Origin of the sequence: Thermobifida fusca NBRC 14071 = JCM 3263, from assembly GCF_001592045.1 — a bacterium.
Classification (GTDB): domain Bacteria; phylum Actinomycetota; class Actinomycetes; order Streptosporangiales; family Streptosporangiaceae; genus Thermobifida; species Thermobifida fusca.
Genome location: NZ_BCWB01000042.1, coordinates 14,335 through 28,078 on the forward strand (window position 1 = coordinate 14,335; position 13,744 = coordinate 28,078).

The 13,744-nt window shown below is 66.8% G+C and carries 15 protein-coding genes; 9 read left to right on the forward strand and 6 right to left on the reverse strand.

What is annotated here, in order from left to right; translation table 11 throughout:
- The first annotated feature begins 83 nt into the window (after nt 1–83).
- The 4 genes from plsX (at nt 84) to TF1_RS10755 (ending at nt 5,071) form a co-directional block, all read left to right on the forward strand.
- The gene (gene plsX, locus TF1_RS10740) at nt 84–1,166 is read left to right on the forward strand and encodes a phosphate acyltransferase PlsX (RefSeq protein WP_011290718.1); all 1,083 of its coding nucleotides are present in this window, start codon (nt 84–86) and stop codon (nt 1,164–1,166) included.
- A gap of 61 nt (nt 1,167–1,227) precedes the next feature.
- The gene (locus TF1_RS10745) at nt 1,228–2,544 is read left to right on the forward strand and encodes a hypothetical protein (RefSeq protein ID WP_011290717.1); all 1,317 of its coding nucleotides are present in this window, start codon (nt 1,228–1,230) and stop codon (nt 2,542–2,544) included.
- A gap of 49 nt (nt 2,545–2,593) precedes the next feature.
- Nucleotides 2,594–4,324, forward strand: coding sequence for an arginine--tRNA ligase (gene argS, locus TF1_RS10750; protein WP_011290716.1), 1,731 nt, complete (start codon nt 2,594–2,596; stop codon nt 4,322–4,324).
- A gap of 147 nt (nt 4,325–4,471) precedes the next feature.
- Entirely contained in the window at nt 4,472–5,071 is a 600-nt protein-coding gene (locus TF1_RS10755) for a YceI family protein (protein WP_016188092.1), read from the forward strand.
- A 50-nt stretch (nt 5,072–5,121) separates the two neighbouring features.
- Here TF1_RS10755 and TF1_RS10760 read toward each other — a convergent pair whose 3' ends face one another.
- The 3 genes from TF1_RS10760 to TF1_RS10770 all read right to left on the reverse strand — a co-directional run bounded on the left by TF1_RS10760 (nt 5,122) and on the right by TF1_RS10770 (nt 7,203).
- Nucleotides 5,122–6,036: an alpha/beta hydrolase gene (locus TF1_RS10760; protein ID WP_016188091.1), complete on the reverse strand. Its 915-nt coding sequence runs from the start codon at nt 6,034–6,036 to the stop codon at nt 5,122–5,124.
- A 287-nt stretch (nt 6,037–6,323) separates the two neighbouring features.
- Nucleotides 6,324–6,647, reverse strand: coding sequence for a hypothetical protein (locus tag TF1_RS10765; RefSeq protein ID WP_011290713.1), 324 nt, complete (start codon nt 6,645–6,647; stop codon nt 6,324–6,326).
- Between the two features lie 136 nt (nt 6,648–6,783).
- Nucleotides 6,784–7,203 (reverse strand): ATP-binding protein, encoded by a 420-nt coding sequence (locus TF1_RS10770; RefSeq protein WP_041427585.1) that lies wholly within the window; start codon nt 7,201–7,203, stop codon nt 6,784–6,786.
- Between the two features lie 346 nt (nt 7,204–7,549).
- Here TF1_RS10770 and TF1_RS10775 point away from each other — a divergent pair, with 346 nt between their 5' ends.
- From TF1_RS10775 to TF1_RS10785, 4 genes are read left to right on the forward strand one after another with little or no spacing between them, the layout of a single operon-like run.
- Nucleotides 7,550–7,990 carry a helix-turn-helix domain-containing protein gene (locus TF1_RS10775; RefSeq protein WP_038043137.1) on the forward strand — a complete coding sequence of 147 codons (441 nt, stop codon included), beginning with the start codon at nt 7,550–7,552 and terminating at the stop codon, nt 7,988–7,990.
- Between the two features lie 23 nt (nt 7,991–8,013).
- Nucleotides 8,014–8,196, forward strand: a complete 183-nt coding sequence (locus TF1_RS16520) for a Scr1 family TA system antitoxin-like transcriptional regulator (protein WP_255266170.1) — start codon at nt 8,014–8,016, stop codon at nt 8,194–8,196.
- Nucleotides 8,138–8,362, forward strand: coding sequence for a Scr1 family TA system antitoxin-like transcriptional regulator (locus TF1_RS10780; RefSeq protein ID WP_255266171.1), 225 nt, complete (start codon nt 8,138–8,140; stop codon nt 8,360–8,362). Before TF1_RS16520 ends, TF1_RS10780 begins: the two co-directional genes overlap by 59 nt.
- A complete protein-coding gene (locus TF1_RS10785) occupies nt 8,359–8,547 on the forward strand; it encodes a DUF397 domain-containing protein (protein WP_011290709.1) in 189 nt (62 codons plus the stop codon). Before TF1_RS10780 ends, TF1_RS10785 begins: the two co-directional genes overlap by 4 nt.
- A 461-nt stretch (nt 8,548–9,008) precedes the next feature.
- Here TF1_RS10785 and TF1_RS10790 read toward each other — a convergent pair whose 3' ends face one another.
- Complete coding sequence (locus TF1_RS10790; RefSeq protein ID WP_061783860.1) at nt 9,009–11,051, reverse strand: N-6 DNA methylase; 2,043 nt, start codon at nt 11,049–11,051, stop codon at nt 9,009–9,011.
- A gap of 227 nt (nt 11,052–11,278) precedes the next feature.
- Between TF1_RS10790 and TF1_RS10795 the strand changes: the two genes are divergently transcribed.
- Nucleotides 11,279–11,902: a DUF4352 domain-containing protein gene (locus TF1_RS10795; protein WP_011290707.1), complete on the forward strand. Its 624-nt coding sequence runs from the start codon at nt 11,279–11,281 to the stop codon at nt 11,900–11,902.
- Between the two features lie 93 nt (nt 11,903–11,995).
- Here TF1_RS10795 and TF1_RS10800 read toward each other — a convergent pair whose 3' ends face one another.
- Entirely contained in the window at nt 11,996–12,883 is an 888-nt protein-coding gene (locus tag TF1_RS10800; protein WP_011290706.1) for a ribokinase, read from the reverse strand.
- Nucleotides 12,884–12,919: 36 nt separating this feature from the next.
- Nucleotides 12,920–13,714: an exodeoxyribonuclease III gene (locus TF1_RS10805; protein WP_011290705.1), complete on the reverse strand. Its 795-nt coding sequence runs from the start codon at nt 13,712–13,714 to the stop codon at nt 12,920–12,922.
- Between the last annotated feature and the right edge of the window lie 30 nt (nt 13,715–13,744).

A 13,744-nucleotide genomic window follows, 5' to 3' on the forward strand; every position in this document is an offset into this window, starting at 1 on the left:
ACTTGCCGACAAGGAGGAATACCCTGACGCCAGGGACGCATCGGTCTGGTCCGCTACCGCGTCCCACCCGCACGAGGAGCCCCATGAGCAGTCCAGTCACCGCCCAGCGGCCTCCGGCCGCCCCGCCCCTGATCGCGGTCGACGCGATGGGCGGGGACCACGCGCCTCGCGAGATCGTCGCCGGAGCGGTACGCGCTGTGCGCGAGCACGGACTGCGCCTCGCCCTGGTGGGACGCTCCTCCGAGCTCGCCCCCCTCGTCGCAGCGGAACAAGCAGCCCGGGAACTACCCATCGTGCACGCCGAGGAAGCCTTGGCCATGCACGAGGGGGCGCTCGCCGCCTGGCGGCGGGCTCGCTCCAGTGTCGCGGTGGGCTGCAAACTGGTCCGGCAGGGCACCGCCGCTGCCCTCGTCTCCGCCGGTTCTACCGGCGGAGTGGTCTCCACCGCCACGGTCCGCCTGCGTACGCTCCCTGGCGTGCTCCGTCCCGCGCTTGCCCTTGTCCTCCCCACCACCCCCACACCGACGATCCTGCTCGACGCTGGCGCTAACGCCGACGCCAAGCCGGAAATGCTGGTGCAATTCGCCCATCTAGGAGCAGCCTACGCACGGGTCGGACACGGCATCGCCGAACCACGAGTAGGCATCCTCACTATCGGCTCTGAACCGGGCAAAGGCAACAAACTAGCCCGACGAGCGGCGGAACTGCTCTCCGCGAACGCCACGGAAGACCGCCTGGACTTCCGCGGCAACATCGAAGGCCACGACCTGCTCGCCGGCCTCGTGGACGTGGTCGTCACCGACGGCTTCACAGGCAATGTTGCCCTGAAATCGGTGGAAGGCGCGGTCCGTTTCGCGTTCGACGAAATCCGCGCGGCACTCACCTCCAGCCCGCTGGCCCGGTTCGGCACCCTGTTCCAGCGCCGTGCGCTCCGAGAACTGCGGACCCGGTTCGACTCCGAAACCTACGGCGGCGCAGTCCTGCTCGGCCTCAACGGCACCGTGGTCATCGCCCACGGCGCCAGCCGCGCCGAAGGCATCGCCCACGCCTGCCTGCTCGCCCACAACCTGGTGGTGGGCCGCATCACCGACCAGATCCGCCGCGGCATCGCAGGCGTGAGCCGCACCCCTTCCTGGCTGCACCGGCTCAGCGCCCCCGAAGAGTAACCACCACCACGCGCGGTTCCCCTCCCCGTTGCGCAACCGGCATTCTTGTCAAGTGACCGACGTGACCGACGAACCTCCCCACCGTTCCCCTGCCGGCACGACAGCGGCAGTGCTCCTCACCGTGGCAGCCGTCATGGTCACCGGGGTAGTGACTTTGGCGACTGTCCGCTCCCACACCCCCTCCCCGCTGGAGCGCACCGACGCCGACGTGGTCGCCGACGCGCTGCCCCGCCTCGAGTTCGTCCGGGAAGCACTGCACGAGGGAGCGGGCACGGCGATGCAGGAGCTGTTCCCCGAGGGGTACTTCTTCACGCACGCGCTGTACGGGCTGACGTGGCTGTCCGTGGCCCAGCGCGACCCCGACCTGCAGGACCGAGCGTTACGGGAGGCCCGCTGGTCCCTCAAACGGCTCTACTCCCCCGAAGGCACGGGACCGTTCTCCTCGGTTGCAGTCCCCGCCTACGGTGTATTCCACGCGGGCTGGAGCGCCTGGCTGCGCGGACAGATCGTGGCTGTCGCGGGCGGACCAGAGCAGGCTCCCGAGGAGATGGCCGCGCTCGACGCCGCCGCTGAAGAGATCGCCGAAGCGTTCGAAGCCTCCCTCGCCCACGGCACCCCCTACCTCACCTCCTATCCCGGCCAAGCGTGGCCGGTGGACAACGTCGTCGCCATGGCGGCCCTGCGACTCCGCGACCACCTGGCAGGCGAGGACCGCTACGCCGCACTGTTCCGCCTGTGGATGACCGAGGTGCGCGCCCGGCTCGACCCTGCCACCGGGCTCATCCCGCATCGGGTCGACCCCGTGACCGGACACCCGGTCGAAGGGGCGCGCGGCACTTCCCAGACACTGCTGCTGCGGTTCCTGTTCGAAATCGACCCAGAGTGGGCGGCCGCCGACTACACCGTGTTCCGGGAGCTCTTCGCCTCCGAGCACGCGATGCTGCCGGGGGTGCGCGAATATCCGCGGGGCAACCGCTCCCCCGGGGACGTCGACTCCGGTCCGCTGATCTTCGGCCTGTCCGCTTCCGCGAGCACTGTTGCTCTCGCTGGAAGCATCCTCGCGCAGGACACCGCCACGGCCGACGCCCTCACCGGGTTCGCCGAGGCCACCGGCATGGCCGTGGAATGGCGGGGCAAACGCCGCTACCTCGGCGGGGTGCTCCCGGTCGGTGACGCGTTCCTCATGTGGGCACTGACCACGGTCCCGACCGTGCCGGACCGGATCCCGGCCGCTCCCACCACCACCGTCTCCCCGTGGTGGCGGGTGCCGTGGTATGCGCTGACCCTGCTCCCCATCGCAGCCCTGTGGTGGATCGTCCTCGTCCGCTGGCGCTCCCTTCGCCCGCCCCGTCCCGTACCGGAGCGAAGTGACCCGTGATGACCTGCTCTTTCCGCGAAGTGGTCTCGCCACTCACTAAGCTGAGGACATGGCCGATCCGCAAACAGTTCTCGCTCGGCGGGTGCAGTCCGCGCTCGGTGCCGCTTTCGGCCCCGAGTACCGCGACACTGACCCCGTCATCCGTCCCTCGCAGTTCGCCGACTTCCAGGCCAACGTCGCGCTGGCCCTGGCCAAGCGGCTGCGACGTTCCCCACGCGACGTCGCCACTGCGATCACGGAGCACCTGGACATCTCTGATGTCTGCAGCAAAGTCGAGATCAGCGGACCGGGGTTCATCAACCTGACGCTGCGCGACGACTGGATCGCCCACCAGGTCCACGATCTGCTCACAGACGAGCGGCTGGGCACGCCGGTGCAGGAGTCCCAGAACATCCCGATCGACTACTCCGCGCCGAACGTGGCCAAGGAGATGCACGTCGGACACTTGCGCACCACCGTGGTCGGCGACGCGCTCGCCCGCATCCTGGAGTTCCTCGGCCACCACGTCATCCGGCAGAACCACATCGGCGACTGGGGCACCCCCTTCGGCATGCTCATCGAGCACCTGCTGGAGGTCGGCGAGGACTCCGCTGAAGCCGCCCAGCTCAAGAGCGACCCCAACGCCTTCTACCAGGCCGCGCGCGCCAAGTTCGACAGCGATGAAGACTTCGCTGACCGGGCCCGGCGGCGCGTGGTCGCGTTGCAGAGCGGCGACGCCGAAACGCTGCGGCTCTGGCGCGACCTCATCGAGCTGTCCAAGATCTACTTCAACCGGATCTACCGCAAGCTCGACGTCACGCTCACCGACGCCCACCTTGCCGGGGAGAGCACCTACAACGACATGCTCGGACCGGTCTGCGACGAACTGGCCGAGAAGGGCCTGGCGGTCGTCAGCGACGGCGCGCTGTGCGTGTTCCTTGAAGGCTTCACCGGCCGTGAAGGCAAACCGGTGCCGCTGATCATCCGGAAGAGCGACGGCGGATACGGTTACGCCACCACCGACTTGGCCACCATCAAGTACCGGGTGGAGCAGCTCAAAGCCGACCGGATCATCTACGTCGTCGGCGCCCCGCAGTCCCTGCACCTGCGCATGGTGTACGAGACTGCGCGCCAGGCCGGATGGCTGGGCAACGCCGAGCCGATCCACGTGCAGATCGGAAACGTGCTCGGTTCCGACGGCAAGATCCTGCGTACGCGCAGCGGCGCCCCGGTTCGGCTGATGGCGCTGCTGGACGAGGCTGTGGAGCGCGCCTCCGCGGTAGTCGCCCAGACCCGTCCCGACCTGGACGAGGAGACCCGCGCCGCGATCGCCCGCGATGTCGGTATCGGTGCGGTCAAGTACGCCGACCTGTCGATCGCGCACGACACCGAGTACGTGTTCGACTTCGACCGCATGCTGGCGCTCAACGGCAACACGGGCCCCTACCTGCAGTACGCGGTCGCGCGCATCCGCTCAATCTTCCGCAAGGGCGGCATCGACCCGGCGCAGGTCACCGGTCCAATCCAGGTCACCGAGCCTGCGGAGCGTGCTCTCGCGCTCAAACTGCTGGACTTCGGGGCCACCGTGGTCCAGGTGGGCGACACTCTGGAACCGCACCGGCTGTGCACCTACCTGTTCGACCTGGCCCAGACGTTCACCGCGTTCTACGAGGCCTGCCCGGTGCTCAAAGCCGACCGGGACGAGGTGCGCAACTCGCGGCTGGCGTTGACCGCGGTCACCCTGCACACGCTGGTCAAGGGCTTGGACCTGCTCGGAGTGCGGGCTCCCGAGCAGATGTAGCCGTCTTCCGCTTCCCCGTGGGCCGTCCCGGTTTTTGGGGCGGCCCACGTGTGTTATGTGAATTTTCTAACCCGATTCTCAGCTTCCTGTGGCCCCCGGCATACTCACATCAGTCTCCCTATTCACCCCGTGACCAGAGAGCAGGCCATGACCGTACAGGAGGAGAAGGCGCAGCGGGTGGGCCCTCAGCCGGGGACGTGGTATCTGGACCCGCTGCACTCCAATCTGATCTTCGTCGCCCACTATCTGAAGTTCGGCCGCGTCCAGGGCACGCTCAACCGAGCCCGCGGAAGAGTGTGGGTTGCGGAAGACCCCCGCGAATCCAAGGTGGAAGTGACCGTCAACACCGCAAGCCTCAACACGGGGGTCAAAGCCCGCGACACGCACCTGCGCTCCGCCGACTTCCTGGACGTGGAGCGGTACCCCGAGATGCGGTTCGTCAGCACCGGGATCGAAACGCCCACCGACCGCAAAGCCAACGCGTTCATCTTGCACGGGGAGCTGTCGCTGCACGGTGTGACGGCACCGGTCTCCTTGGACTGCCAGTGGGTTGGTGAAGCGCCGCACTATCTGGGCGCCGAGCACGGCTACGGCCACTTCTTCAGCGGAAGCACGGTGCTGCGCTTGTCGGATTTCGGCATCAGCGACGGCGGCGAGCTGCCCTGGGGCGGTCGCCTGATCGGCGACGAAGTGGACATCGTGCTGGAGATCCGGTTGCAGGACAGCGACCCCGGCGACGTGGAATAGTTTCCGGTCAATTTCCGGTCGGTTTCCGACCGTCTTTCCCGATCCCGCGGTCACCATCCCAGGTGGCCGCGGAGAAACACGAGCTGATCAGCGACCACGCGCTCATACGACTCCCCGCCCCGGTAGACCTCCCAGTGGCGCCCCGGATAGCCGCGCAGCTCGATCCGCGGATTACGGGCCGCAACTTTCCGCACGTACTCGAAGGGAATCTCCTGGTCCTGCTCTGCCGCGCACACGAGGACAGGAACCGTGATCCGGTCCACCACCGACCCAGGGGCATAACGGGCAAGGGAGAACACTGCGCGCGGAGCGAACTCGTTGCGCCACAGCGTGTCTTCGCTGTCGTTGACGTTGAGAGCCCGCCGCACAGACGGGTCAGTGAACATCGCAGCCTGCCCCGGCTGTCCCACGACTTTCACCAGCAGCGGTGCCCGACCGCGCCAGGCCCGCCAGGCGTCCCGCACCGCAGCCACCGCCAGCTTGCGGGTGCTCGGATCAGCAAGGGAGCGGAGTTTGTCCCTGGTGGTGCGCCAGTCGCCGAGCCAGGGGATCTGCGCCACGGCTGCGGCAATCCGCTGGTCATCCGCTGCGACGGTAAGCACGTGGCCGCCGCCTAGGGACGACCCCCACAGGGCGATGCGGTCGGGGTCGATGTCGTCGCGGGAGCGGGCGAACCGGATCGCGGCGTGCCAGTCGGCTTGCTGTCCGGCGATGTCGACGAGTTGGCGGGGTTGTCCTCCGCTGGCCCCGAAGTTGCGGTAGTCGAAGGTGAGCACGGTGAGGCCTGCGTCTGCGAACCGCTGCGCGTAGTGGCTGAGGCGGTCCATGGTTCCGGTGAAACCGTGGGCCATCACCACGCACGGCTGCCTGCCGGGGGCGGGTTCCGCCGGGTGGTAGAGGATTCCGGCGCATGCGACGCCGGCAGAGTCGAAGCTCACCTGCTCTCGCCGGGTCTGTCCGGTCACGGCAGCCTCCAGGTTGGGCGGGCCTCGAGTGCCGTGGTTCATGACACGCCAGGGCACTGAGGCGGCACTCGGGTTGTTCTGTGCCTTCCGTACCCGCTTTTCGACGCTGTGAGGCTTACGCTGCGCTCGCGAAGGAGTCAAAGCCTTCTGGCGGAGCGAGCATGGCAGGACCGTTTCGCGCAATGCCCATCCGTCCGGTTGGGGTCTCTACCGTCCTGCCTGCCGGGGTGATCCGGCGGGGAAGGGCTCTTGGTGAGGCACTTCAGCCGCGCCGCCACCTGGAAAGTTCATAGCGGGCAGAAGGCTGTGAGCTGGGTGCAGGCGTGGAGCACCGTGCTGGCCAGCAGAGCCGTGCTCGTGAGGAGCACAAGCGTCCGCAGTCCTAGGCAGGACTGGATACGTGGGCTGGTGCACCGCTGCTTGTTCAGGTGTTCTGCCTGATCGGCGGTGCTCGCCGTCCGAGAGTCGTCCGGATGGATGATGCGGTAGGGGAAGCGCGGTTCCCGGCGAGCGTACATCCACGCTGGCAGCACGGTTTCGGGCGGATCGTTGGGGATCCAGGGACGAGGGGGGCGTATTCGAGGCTGGGGGTGACGAATGGTTGTGGTCATGCGGGTTTCCTCGCGAGGCAGGGGGCGACAGCACTGTCGAGTGATGCGGTGGAGGCCGGTGTTTTCCGGCCTGCCGCTCGGCGGTGGAAAGAGGGTGGTGGTTAAGGTCAGCCCGTCGTTCCCTCAGAGACCGGGATCAATCGGATGGCTCCCAAGCCAGGAGAAAGTAGACGCCGTTTTCCCGTGGGGAGAGTGTTCCCCACTGCGTTGCCCACTGGTCGACGAGAAACATGCCTCGGCCATGCTCGGAGAACGGATCCTCTGGCGGGACGACACGGGGCACGGAGCGCGGGCGGCGCGGGGGCAGGGTGCGCACTTCGACGTGGACACCGCGTTCATCCGTGCACACGTGAACGTGGAACTTCTGTCCGGGATCCCCGGAACGGGTGTGGCGGATCGCGTTGGTGCAGAGTTCGGACACGATCAGCTCTACCCGGTGCACGACTTCGTCGGGAGCACTGGTCTGGGGGCAGAGGCGGAGCATCCCGGTGACGAATCTGCGGGCGGCCGCCACACTGTCCGGAATTCCGGGGAAAGACGTGAGGGAAATCGTCACCGGGCCGCCTCCTGACCGAACGGTTCGAGAAAAGCGATCAGGATTAATGGGACAGAAAAGCAGATATTGCACATTCGCTGCATCCTGCGCAGCGAGGAGGAATTAGCCTGGTCCATGAGTCACCACCTGGTTTGGGAAGGTTGGAGGCTAAGGCCCTGGTTCGGCGGTCGCGACGCCGGCCAGGGCCGTTTGTTTGACAGATCCATGCAGCTTCTCGAGGGGGCCTTAGACCGTCGCATCTAACACTCCCTCAACAAATCCAGAACATCCACTGATTCAACAGAACTGGTGTTTTTTGTCTTTCAGTGTTGTTAGATGTTGTGGACATGTGTTGAGGAGTGGAGGAATGGCAGACAGGGTCAACCCCCACTGGCTGAAGTTAGGTTCTCAAATCCGACTTCTCAGGGAGGCGCAAGGACTTTCTCAAGCCCAGCTCAGTCAAGCGCTCAACATCTCACAAGCGATGCTCAGCGCTGTGGAGCGAGGAATCCGGAACTGCAAACCGGATCTCGCAGCACAAATCGACCACGTCCTTAACACAGGCGGGAAGGTCAGAAGGCTGTGGGAGATCAACCACACCAACAGCGCCTTCCCGCACTGGTTCCGGGACATCGTGCAGTTGCAGCGTGCCGCTTCCGAGATCTGGGAGTTCCAGATTGCTTTGATCCCCGGCCTGCTTCAGACCAAGGAGTATGCGCGCACGCGGATCCAGCTCGCCCAGCCCACTGCCAGCGTCGAGGAGATCGACCAGAAAGTCAGAGCTCGTCTGGACCGTCAGTCCACCTGACCTCAGCTCGTCCCCCGCTGCTGGTGGTCGTCCTCGACGAATCAGCACTGATCCGCCCAATCGGTGGGCGAGCAGTCATGGGACAACAGCTCGACCACCTCCTAGAGATCTCACAACTCCCGAAATGTCAGGATCTATGTAGTCCCGATGTCGACCGAGTTCCACCCGGAGCTTATGGCGGGATTCCAGGTGATCACGGTGCCTGATCGAGGCCAAGTCCTCTATCTGGAAACACGGATCTCCGGCATGCTGGTCGACACCACAGACGAACTGCATCACTATGCGCGTCGCTTCGGGGAGCTACGAGGAGCCGCTCTTCCACCCGATGCATCACGGAAACTGATCGAGAAGATCAGAGGAGAGTTCCTATGAACCACCACACTGAATGGCGTAAGTCCAGCTACAGCAGCGACACCGGGGGAAACTGCCTGGAGATTGCTGAGGTTCCCGGATCGGTGCTAGTCCGTGACACCCAGCACCGGGAGCTGGGCCACCTGGACTTCACCCCGGAGGCATGGGCTGCTTTCCTCGCAGACGTCAAAGCAGGACGCCTGTAACAAGGATGACTTCTGGCCCCCGGACTTTGGATTCGGGGGCCACACCGGAGTAATTTCTCCCCCTGCCGTCTTCAGGACTATTGACCTAGCGATATTGTCCAGGAATTCTGCGAGGGGAAAGCAGCTCTTACCGTCCTGCCGCTCGTATGGACACCTGGATCCGTTACACGGACTGGAGCGTTCGAAACAGCAACCTCTCCTAGCTTCCTCGAAAGCACAAGGGCTTTCCCCAGTCTTCACATGCAGCAGCCATGGGACGGCCAGCCGCAGCGACCAGGCCGAGTACCGCAGACGCGTCCTTTCCGGACCCGGTGGGGCGGCCACGAGCATGGTGCGCTCCCTTCTGAATCCAATGAACCGCCCCGGCTGCGGGCAGCCACAGCGGTTCGTTGGATTCAGGCGCACCCACGCCCGGACTCCTTCGCGTCACGCACGTCCGATAGCACTCACGGCCTTTCAGTTCAGTCCTGTTCGGGGCGCAGAGTGCCCACTGCGAGCCCTTCGGTGAGCAGCCACCACAAGCGGTCGCCGACCTCGGTGGTGCGACGCAGGGTGCGGCGGAACTCGTGGAGGCGACGAAACGCGTCCCCGTAGGCGCGCTGCTCAGCGATCGGCAGGCGGGGCACCTCCACTTTGCGGAGCTCGGCGATGCGGGTGACCCCGGGACGGCTGGTAGATGCGGCCGCCGCGCAGGCTCCTGAACCGGTGAGGAATCCCGCAAGGAACCACGGGTCGACCACTTCGGGATTGGGGCGCAGCAGGTAGATGCTGCTGTGCAGCGCAGCCTGCTCGTCGGTGATCACCCGTGCCACGGGCCGCCGGGCGATCCGCGGCAAGACCACGTCCCCGGCTTGGAGCTGGACCGTGTTGTTGTCCGAGCGGACCCTGCCGGACGGTGCGGTGTCGCGTTCGATGTCTTCCGCGGTGAGTGCGGGCAGGGACGGTTCGTCGTCCCCCGGATCCTCTCCGGAACGCCGGTACACGATGTCCAACCCGCCGATGCGGCTCAGTTCGCCCAGGGTGACCATCGCCTGGTAGAGGGTGCCGGTGGCGGGACGCAGCCCAGGCAGGGAAGTGACGAGGTCCTCGGAAAGCCGCATGAGGTCGCTGCGGGTCTCGTCCAGGTTGTCGGTGCCGGCGCTCAGCCGCTGCACGTAGCGCCCGGGGGCGACGTCCACTGCCTCGTCCAGCAGGTCGGCCAAGGGCACGGCCCGGTGGCGGCCCGGGGTCTTCGCCACCGCATCCGGATCGGTGAGGAATTCCCGGTAGGTGGCGGTGATGGCGTGGGCCACGGCCGACCAGGGCTGGGTGGAGCTTTCCGGGGAGTCGTCGACGCGCCCATCGGAGGCGTCGAACAGCAGCACCTTGCCGGGCAGGTCGGTGCTGTCTTCCGGGTTGCGGAGGATCCACAGGGTCAGTGGCGTGCCCATCGGGGTGGCGAGTCCGGTGGGCAGGGCGATGACCGCGCGCAGCGCGCCACGCCGGAGCAGTTCGCGCCGGACCCGCCGGCCGCTGCCGCGGGACGCCACGGCGGGGGGCAGCACAACGATCGCGGTACCGCCGGGCCGCACGTGGGCGAGGGCGTGCTGCACCCAGGCGAGTTCGGGCTCTTTGCGGGCAGGAGTGCCGTACCGCCACCGGGAGTCGAAGCTGAGCTCTTCGAACCCCCAGTCGGTCTGGTTGAACGGGGGGTGGAGGACCACCGTGTCGGCGGCGAGACCGGGGAACGCGTCCGCGCGCAGCGAGTCGCCGACGCGGATGTCGGCGTCTGCTCCGGCGAGTTGCAGGCGGACTCTGGCGAGGCGGGCAGCCGCAGGGTCGATGTCCTGTCCGTAGAGGGTGACACCGGGGGCATGCCGTGCCATCGCGTGCAGCAGGGTTCCGCTGCCGCACGACGGGTCGAACACGGTGCCGGTCTGCAGGGCGGCGAGTTCCGCGATCAGGGCGCCGAGTTTCGGGGTGTCGGCGAAAAGCTGGCGGGAGGCTGAGGACAGGTAGCGCTGGTGGAGGTGTTCGAGGGCGTCCGGTGCGGGGCCGAGGACGCCGACGCGGGTGACTGCTTCGAGGAGGGGGCGGCGCCACACCGCGGGGTCGGGCAGCACCGGCGGATCAGGGTCTGGTCCGAGCTGGGCCAGGAGGTGGGCGCCCAGTGCGTCGTCGGAGAGTTCCGCCAGCTCGAAACCCTGGTCCCGGAGTGCCAGGGCGGCTCCGAGGAAGGCGACGGCGTCAGCCCCGTCCAGGTGCCTCCGGAGGGGGTCGAGCAGGCTCCACACCGCCTCCACCGCGGCTTCAGGGGTTTCTTTCTCGGCAAGCTTGTTCGTCTTGCGCAGCCACTCTTTCACTTCGGCGAGGTCGAAGAGCGGGCTGTTCTCGGTTCCGCCGACAGGAGCGGGAAAGTCCGGGTACCGCCGCCGCCAGTTGCTGACGGCTGCCCTTCCCACTCCGGCCAGGCGAGCGATTCCGACCGAGTTCACGGTGGCAGTCCCGGCTGGGGTGGATGGCATCGCGACTCCTGCGTGGTGAGGGCTTGCTGGGGGAACCCTACCGCGCAGTCAGTACACAAGCCACCACCACCCAAGAAGAATATGTATGTTGACTACGCACACAATCCATGTTTACATGTTTCTCGGTTTCCAGAAGGAATCACTGTGTAAACAACTCGGCGCCGTCTGGCGTCGCGTGCCTGTCCACGTCGACCTGCCACCACTCCCACCAGCGAAGGGACACTGCCATGACCCACCCCGTACCCCCAGTTCCCCAGCCTCAGCCGAAGAAGAGCCGCGGCTGCCTGTGGGCGACGCTGATCGGGCTAGGCCTCGTCGTACTCTTCGGCTTCGTCGGCTGTGTCGCGGTCATCGCCAGCGTGGGAAGCGACTCCTCCAGCTCGGGGCAGAGCGCCTCCTCCGGCGACAAGAAGGACGACAAGGGCGACAGCGCGGAAAGCAGCGACGAAGAGAAGACCGCCGGCATCGGCGACACCGTCGAGGACGGGGCGTTCGCCTTCACGGTGACCGACATCGAGACCGGCGTATCCCGGATCGGCAACGACTTCCTGCACCACGACGCCCAGGGCCAGTTCGTCATCGTGCACGTCACCGTCGAGAACATCGGCGACCAGGCCGAGATGTTCCACGGATCCAGCGTGAAGCTCTACGACGCCGACGGCAAGGAGTACTCCAACGATGGCGAGGCGGAGATCTACCTGGAGGACTCCGAAGCGTTCCTCACCGATATCAACCCCGGCAACAAGGTCGACGCGAAGGTGGTCTTCGACCTTCCTGAAGGCGTGGAGCCCGTCTCGGTGAAACTCCACGGATCCCTCTTCAGCAGCGGGGTCACCGTCTCACTGTCCTGACCCGCTTGTCGGGAGACCGCACACCGGCCCTGCCCCGGTCTGCCGGGGCAGGGCTGTCTGCTGTCGGGCACAGCAGCATGTGCCCGGCGCCGCTCAGAACGCGTCGATCTCGGCCCGGGTAGGCATCGACGTGCTCGCCCCAGGAATCCGCACCGACAAAGCGGCCGCTTTCGCGGCGAACCGCAGCGCCGACTCCGGGTCCTGGCCCTCGGTCCGAGCCACCGCATACGCCCCGCAGAACGTGTCCCCTGCCCCGGTCGTGTCGACGGCCTCCACCTGGACCACCGGGACCCACAGGGGTTCGCGGTCCCGGGCCCCGTAGAGCGCACCCCTGCTGCCCAACGTGATGATCACCTCGGGCACGGTCTCCAAGAGCGCGGCCAGTGCCCGCTCCGGGGTGTCCTCGCCGGTGATCGTCGCCGCCTCGTACTGGTTGGGCAGGAGGACGTCGACGCACTCCAACAGCTCCTGGGGGAGCGGCTGCGCCGGGGCAGGCGTCAGTACCGTGGTCACCCCGAGTGAACGACCCGCCCGAGCCGCCGCAATCACCCCGGACAGCGGCGTCTCCAACTGCAGCAGCAGCGCCTGGGCGCCGTCCAGCAGCAGGGTGTCGTTCTCCCGCAGCCCGGTGACCGTGCCGTTAGCACCCGGGATGACGATGATCGAGTTGTTCCCCTCCCGGTCCACGACGATGTGGGCGATTCCGGAAGCGCCCCCGACTGTGCGCAGCCCGGAGACGTCGATGCCGTTGTCGACCAGGGTGGCGCGCAGTTGAGGGCCGAAAACGTCGTCGCCCACCGCGCCCAGGAAGACCACGTCCGCCCCGGCCCGTGCTGCGGCGATCGCCTGGTTGGCGCCCTTGCCGCCAGGAACCTGGCTGAACTGCCGTCCCTGGACGGTCTCCCCCCGGGCGGGCGGGGTGTCCACGTAGGCCACCAGGTCCATGTTGACGCTGCCGAAGACTGCGATCCGCGGTGCCACTCCTTGCTTCACACTCCCACGCTATCCAGGAAAGGCTCAGTCAAGCTGAAAATCAGCGATGACAGGGGCGTGATCGGACGCGCCTTTGCCTTTGCGTTCCTCGCGGTCGATCTTCGCGTCCGTGGCCCGCTCGGCGAGCGCGGGGGAGGCCAGGATGAAGTCGATGCGCATCCCTTTGCGCTTCGGGAACGCCAGTCCTTTGTAGTCCCAGTAGGTGTAGACCCCGGGGCCGGGCGCATGCGGCCGTACCACGTCGGTGAAACCGGCGTCCACTACGGCGTGGAAAGCGTCCCGCTCCGGCTTAGTGACATGGGTGCGGCCTTCGAACTCCGCCATGTCCCACACGTCCTCATCGTAGGGGGCGATGTTCCAGTCCCCGCACAGCGCGATCTGCGCTTTCGGGTCCTCGGAAAGCCACGCCTCCCCGGCTTCGCGGAGCCGGGCCAGCCACTGCAGTTTGTAGGTGTAGTGCGGGTGGTCGATTTCCCGGCCGTTGGGCACGTACAGGCTCCACACCCGCACTCCCCCGCAGACGGCGCTGATCGCGCGGGCCTCCGCCTCCTCCGGTTCCCCCCACCCGGGCTGGCCGGGGAAGCCGATCTGCACGTCGCTGAGCCCCACCCGGGAGGCGATCGCCACACCGTTCCACTGGGACAGCCCGTGGTGGGCTACCTCATAGCCGAGCTCGGTGAAGACCGCGGTGGGGAACTGATCGTCCCGGCATTTCGTTTCCTGGAGAGCGACCACGTCCACGTCGCTCCTGCGCAGCCAGGCAGCGATCCGCTCACTACGCGCCCGAACGCTGTTCACATTCCACGTCGCCAATCGCACACCGCAAGGCTAGCGCTCATGCTCTGCGCC

Coding starts and splice junctions, on each gene's coding strand:
- plsX (WP_011290718.1), top strand. CDS start 84: ATGAGCAGTCCAGTCACCGCCCAGCGGCCTCCGGCCGCCCCGCCCCTG.
- argS (WP_011290716.1), top strand. CDS start 2,594: ATGGCCGATCCGCAAACAGTTCTCGCTCGGCGGGTGCAGTCCGCGCTC.
- TF1_RS10755 (WP_016188092.1), top strand. CDS start 4,472: ATGACCGTACAGGAGGAGAAGGCGCAGCGGGTGGGCCCTCAGCCGGGG.
- TF1_RS10765 (WP_011290713.1), bottom strand. CDS start 6,647: ATGACCACAACCATTCGTCACCCCCAGCCTCGAATACGCCCCCCTCGT.
- TF1_RS10775 (WP_038043137.1), top strand. CDS start 7,550: ATGGCAGACAGGGTCAACCCCCACTGGCTGAAGTTAGGTTCTCAAATC.
- TF1_RS10780 (WP_255266171.1), top strand. CDS start 8,138: ATGTCGACCGAGTTCCACCCGGAGCTTATGGCGGGATTCCAGGTGATC.
- TF1_RS10785 (WP_011290709.1), top strand. CDS start 8,359: ATGAACCACCACACTGAATGGCGTAAGTCCAGCTACAGCAGCGACACC.
- TF1_RS10790 (WP_061783860.1), bottom strand. CDS start 11,051: ATGCCATCCACCCCAGCCGGGACTGCCACCGTGAACTCGGTCGGAATC.
- TF1_RS10795 (WP_011290707.1), top strand. CDS start 11,279: ATGACCCACCCCGTACCCCCAGTTCCCCAGCCTCAGCCGAAGAAGAGC.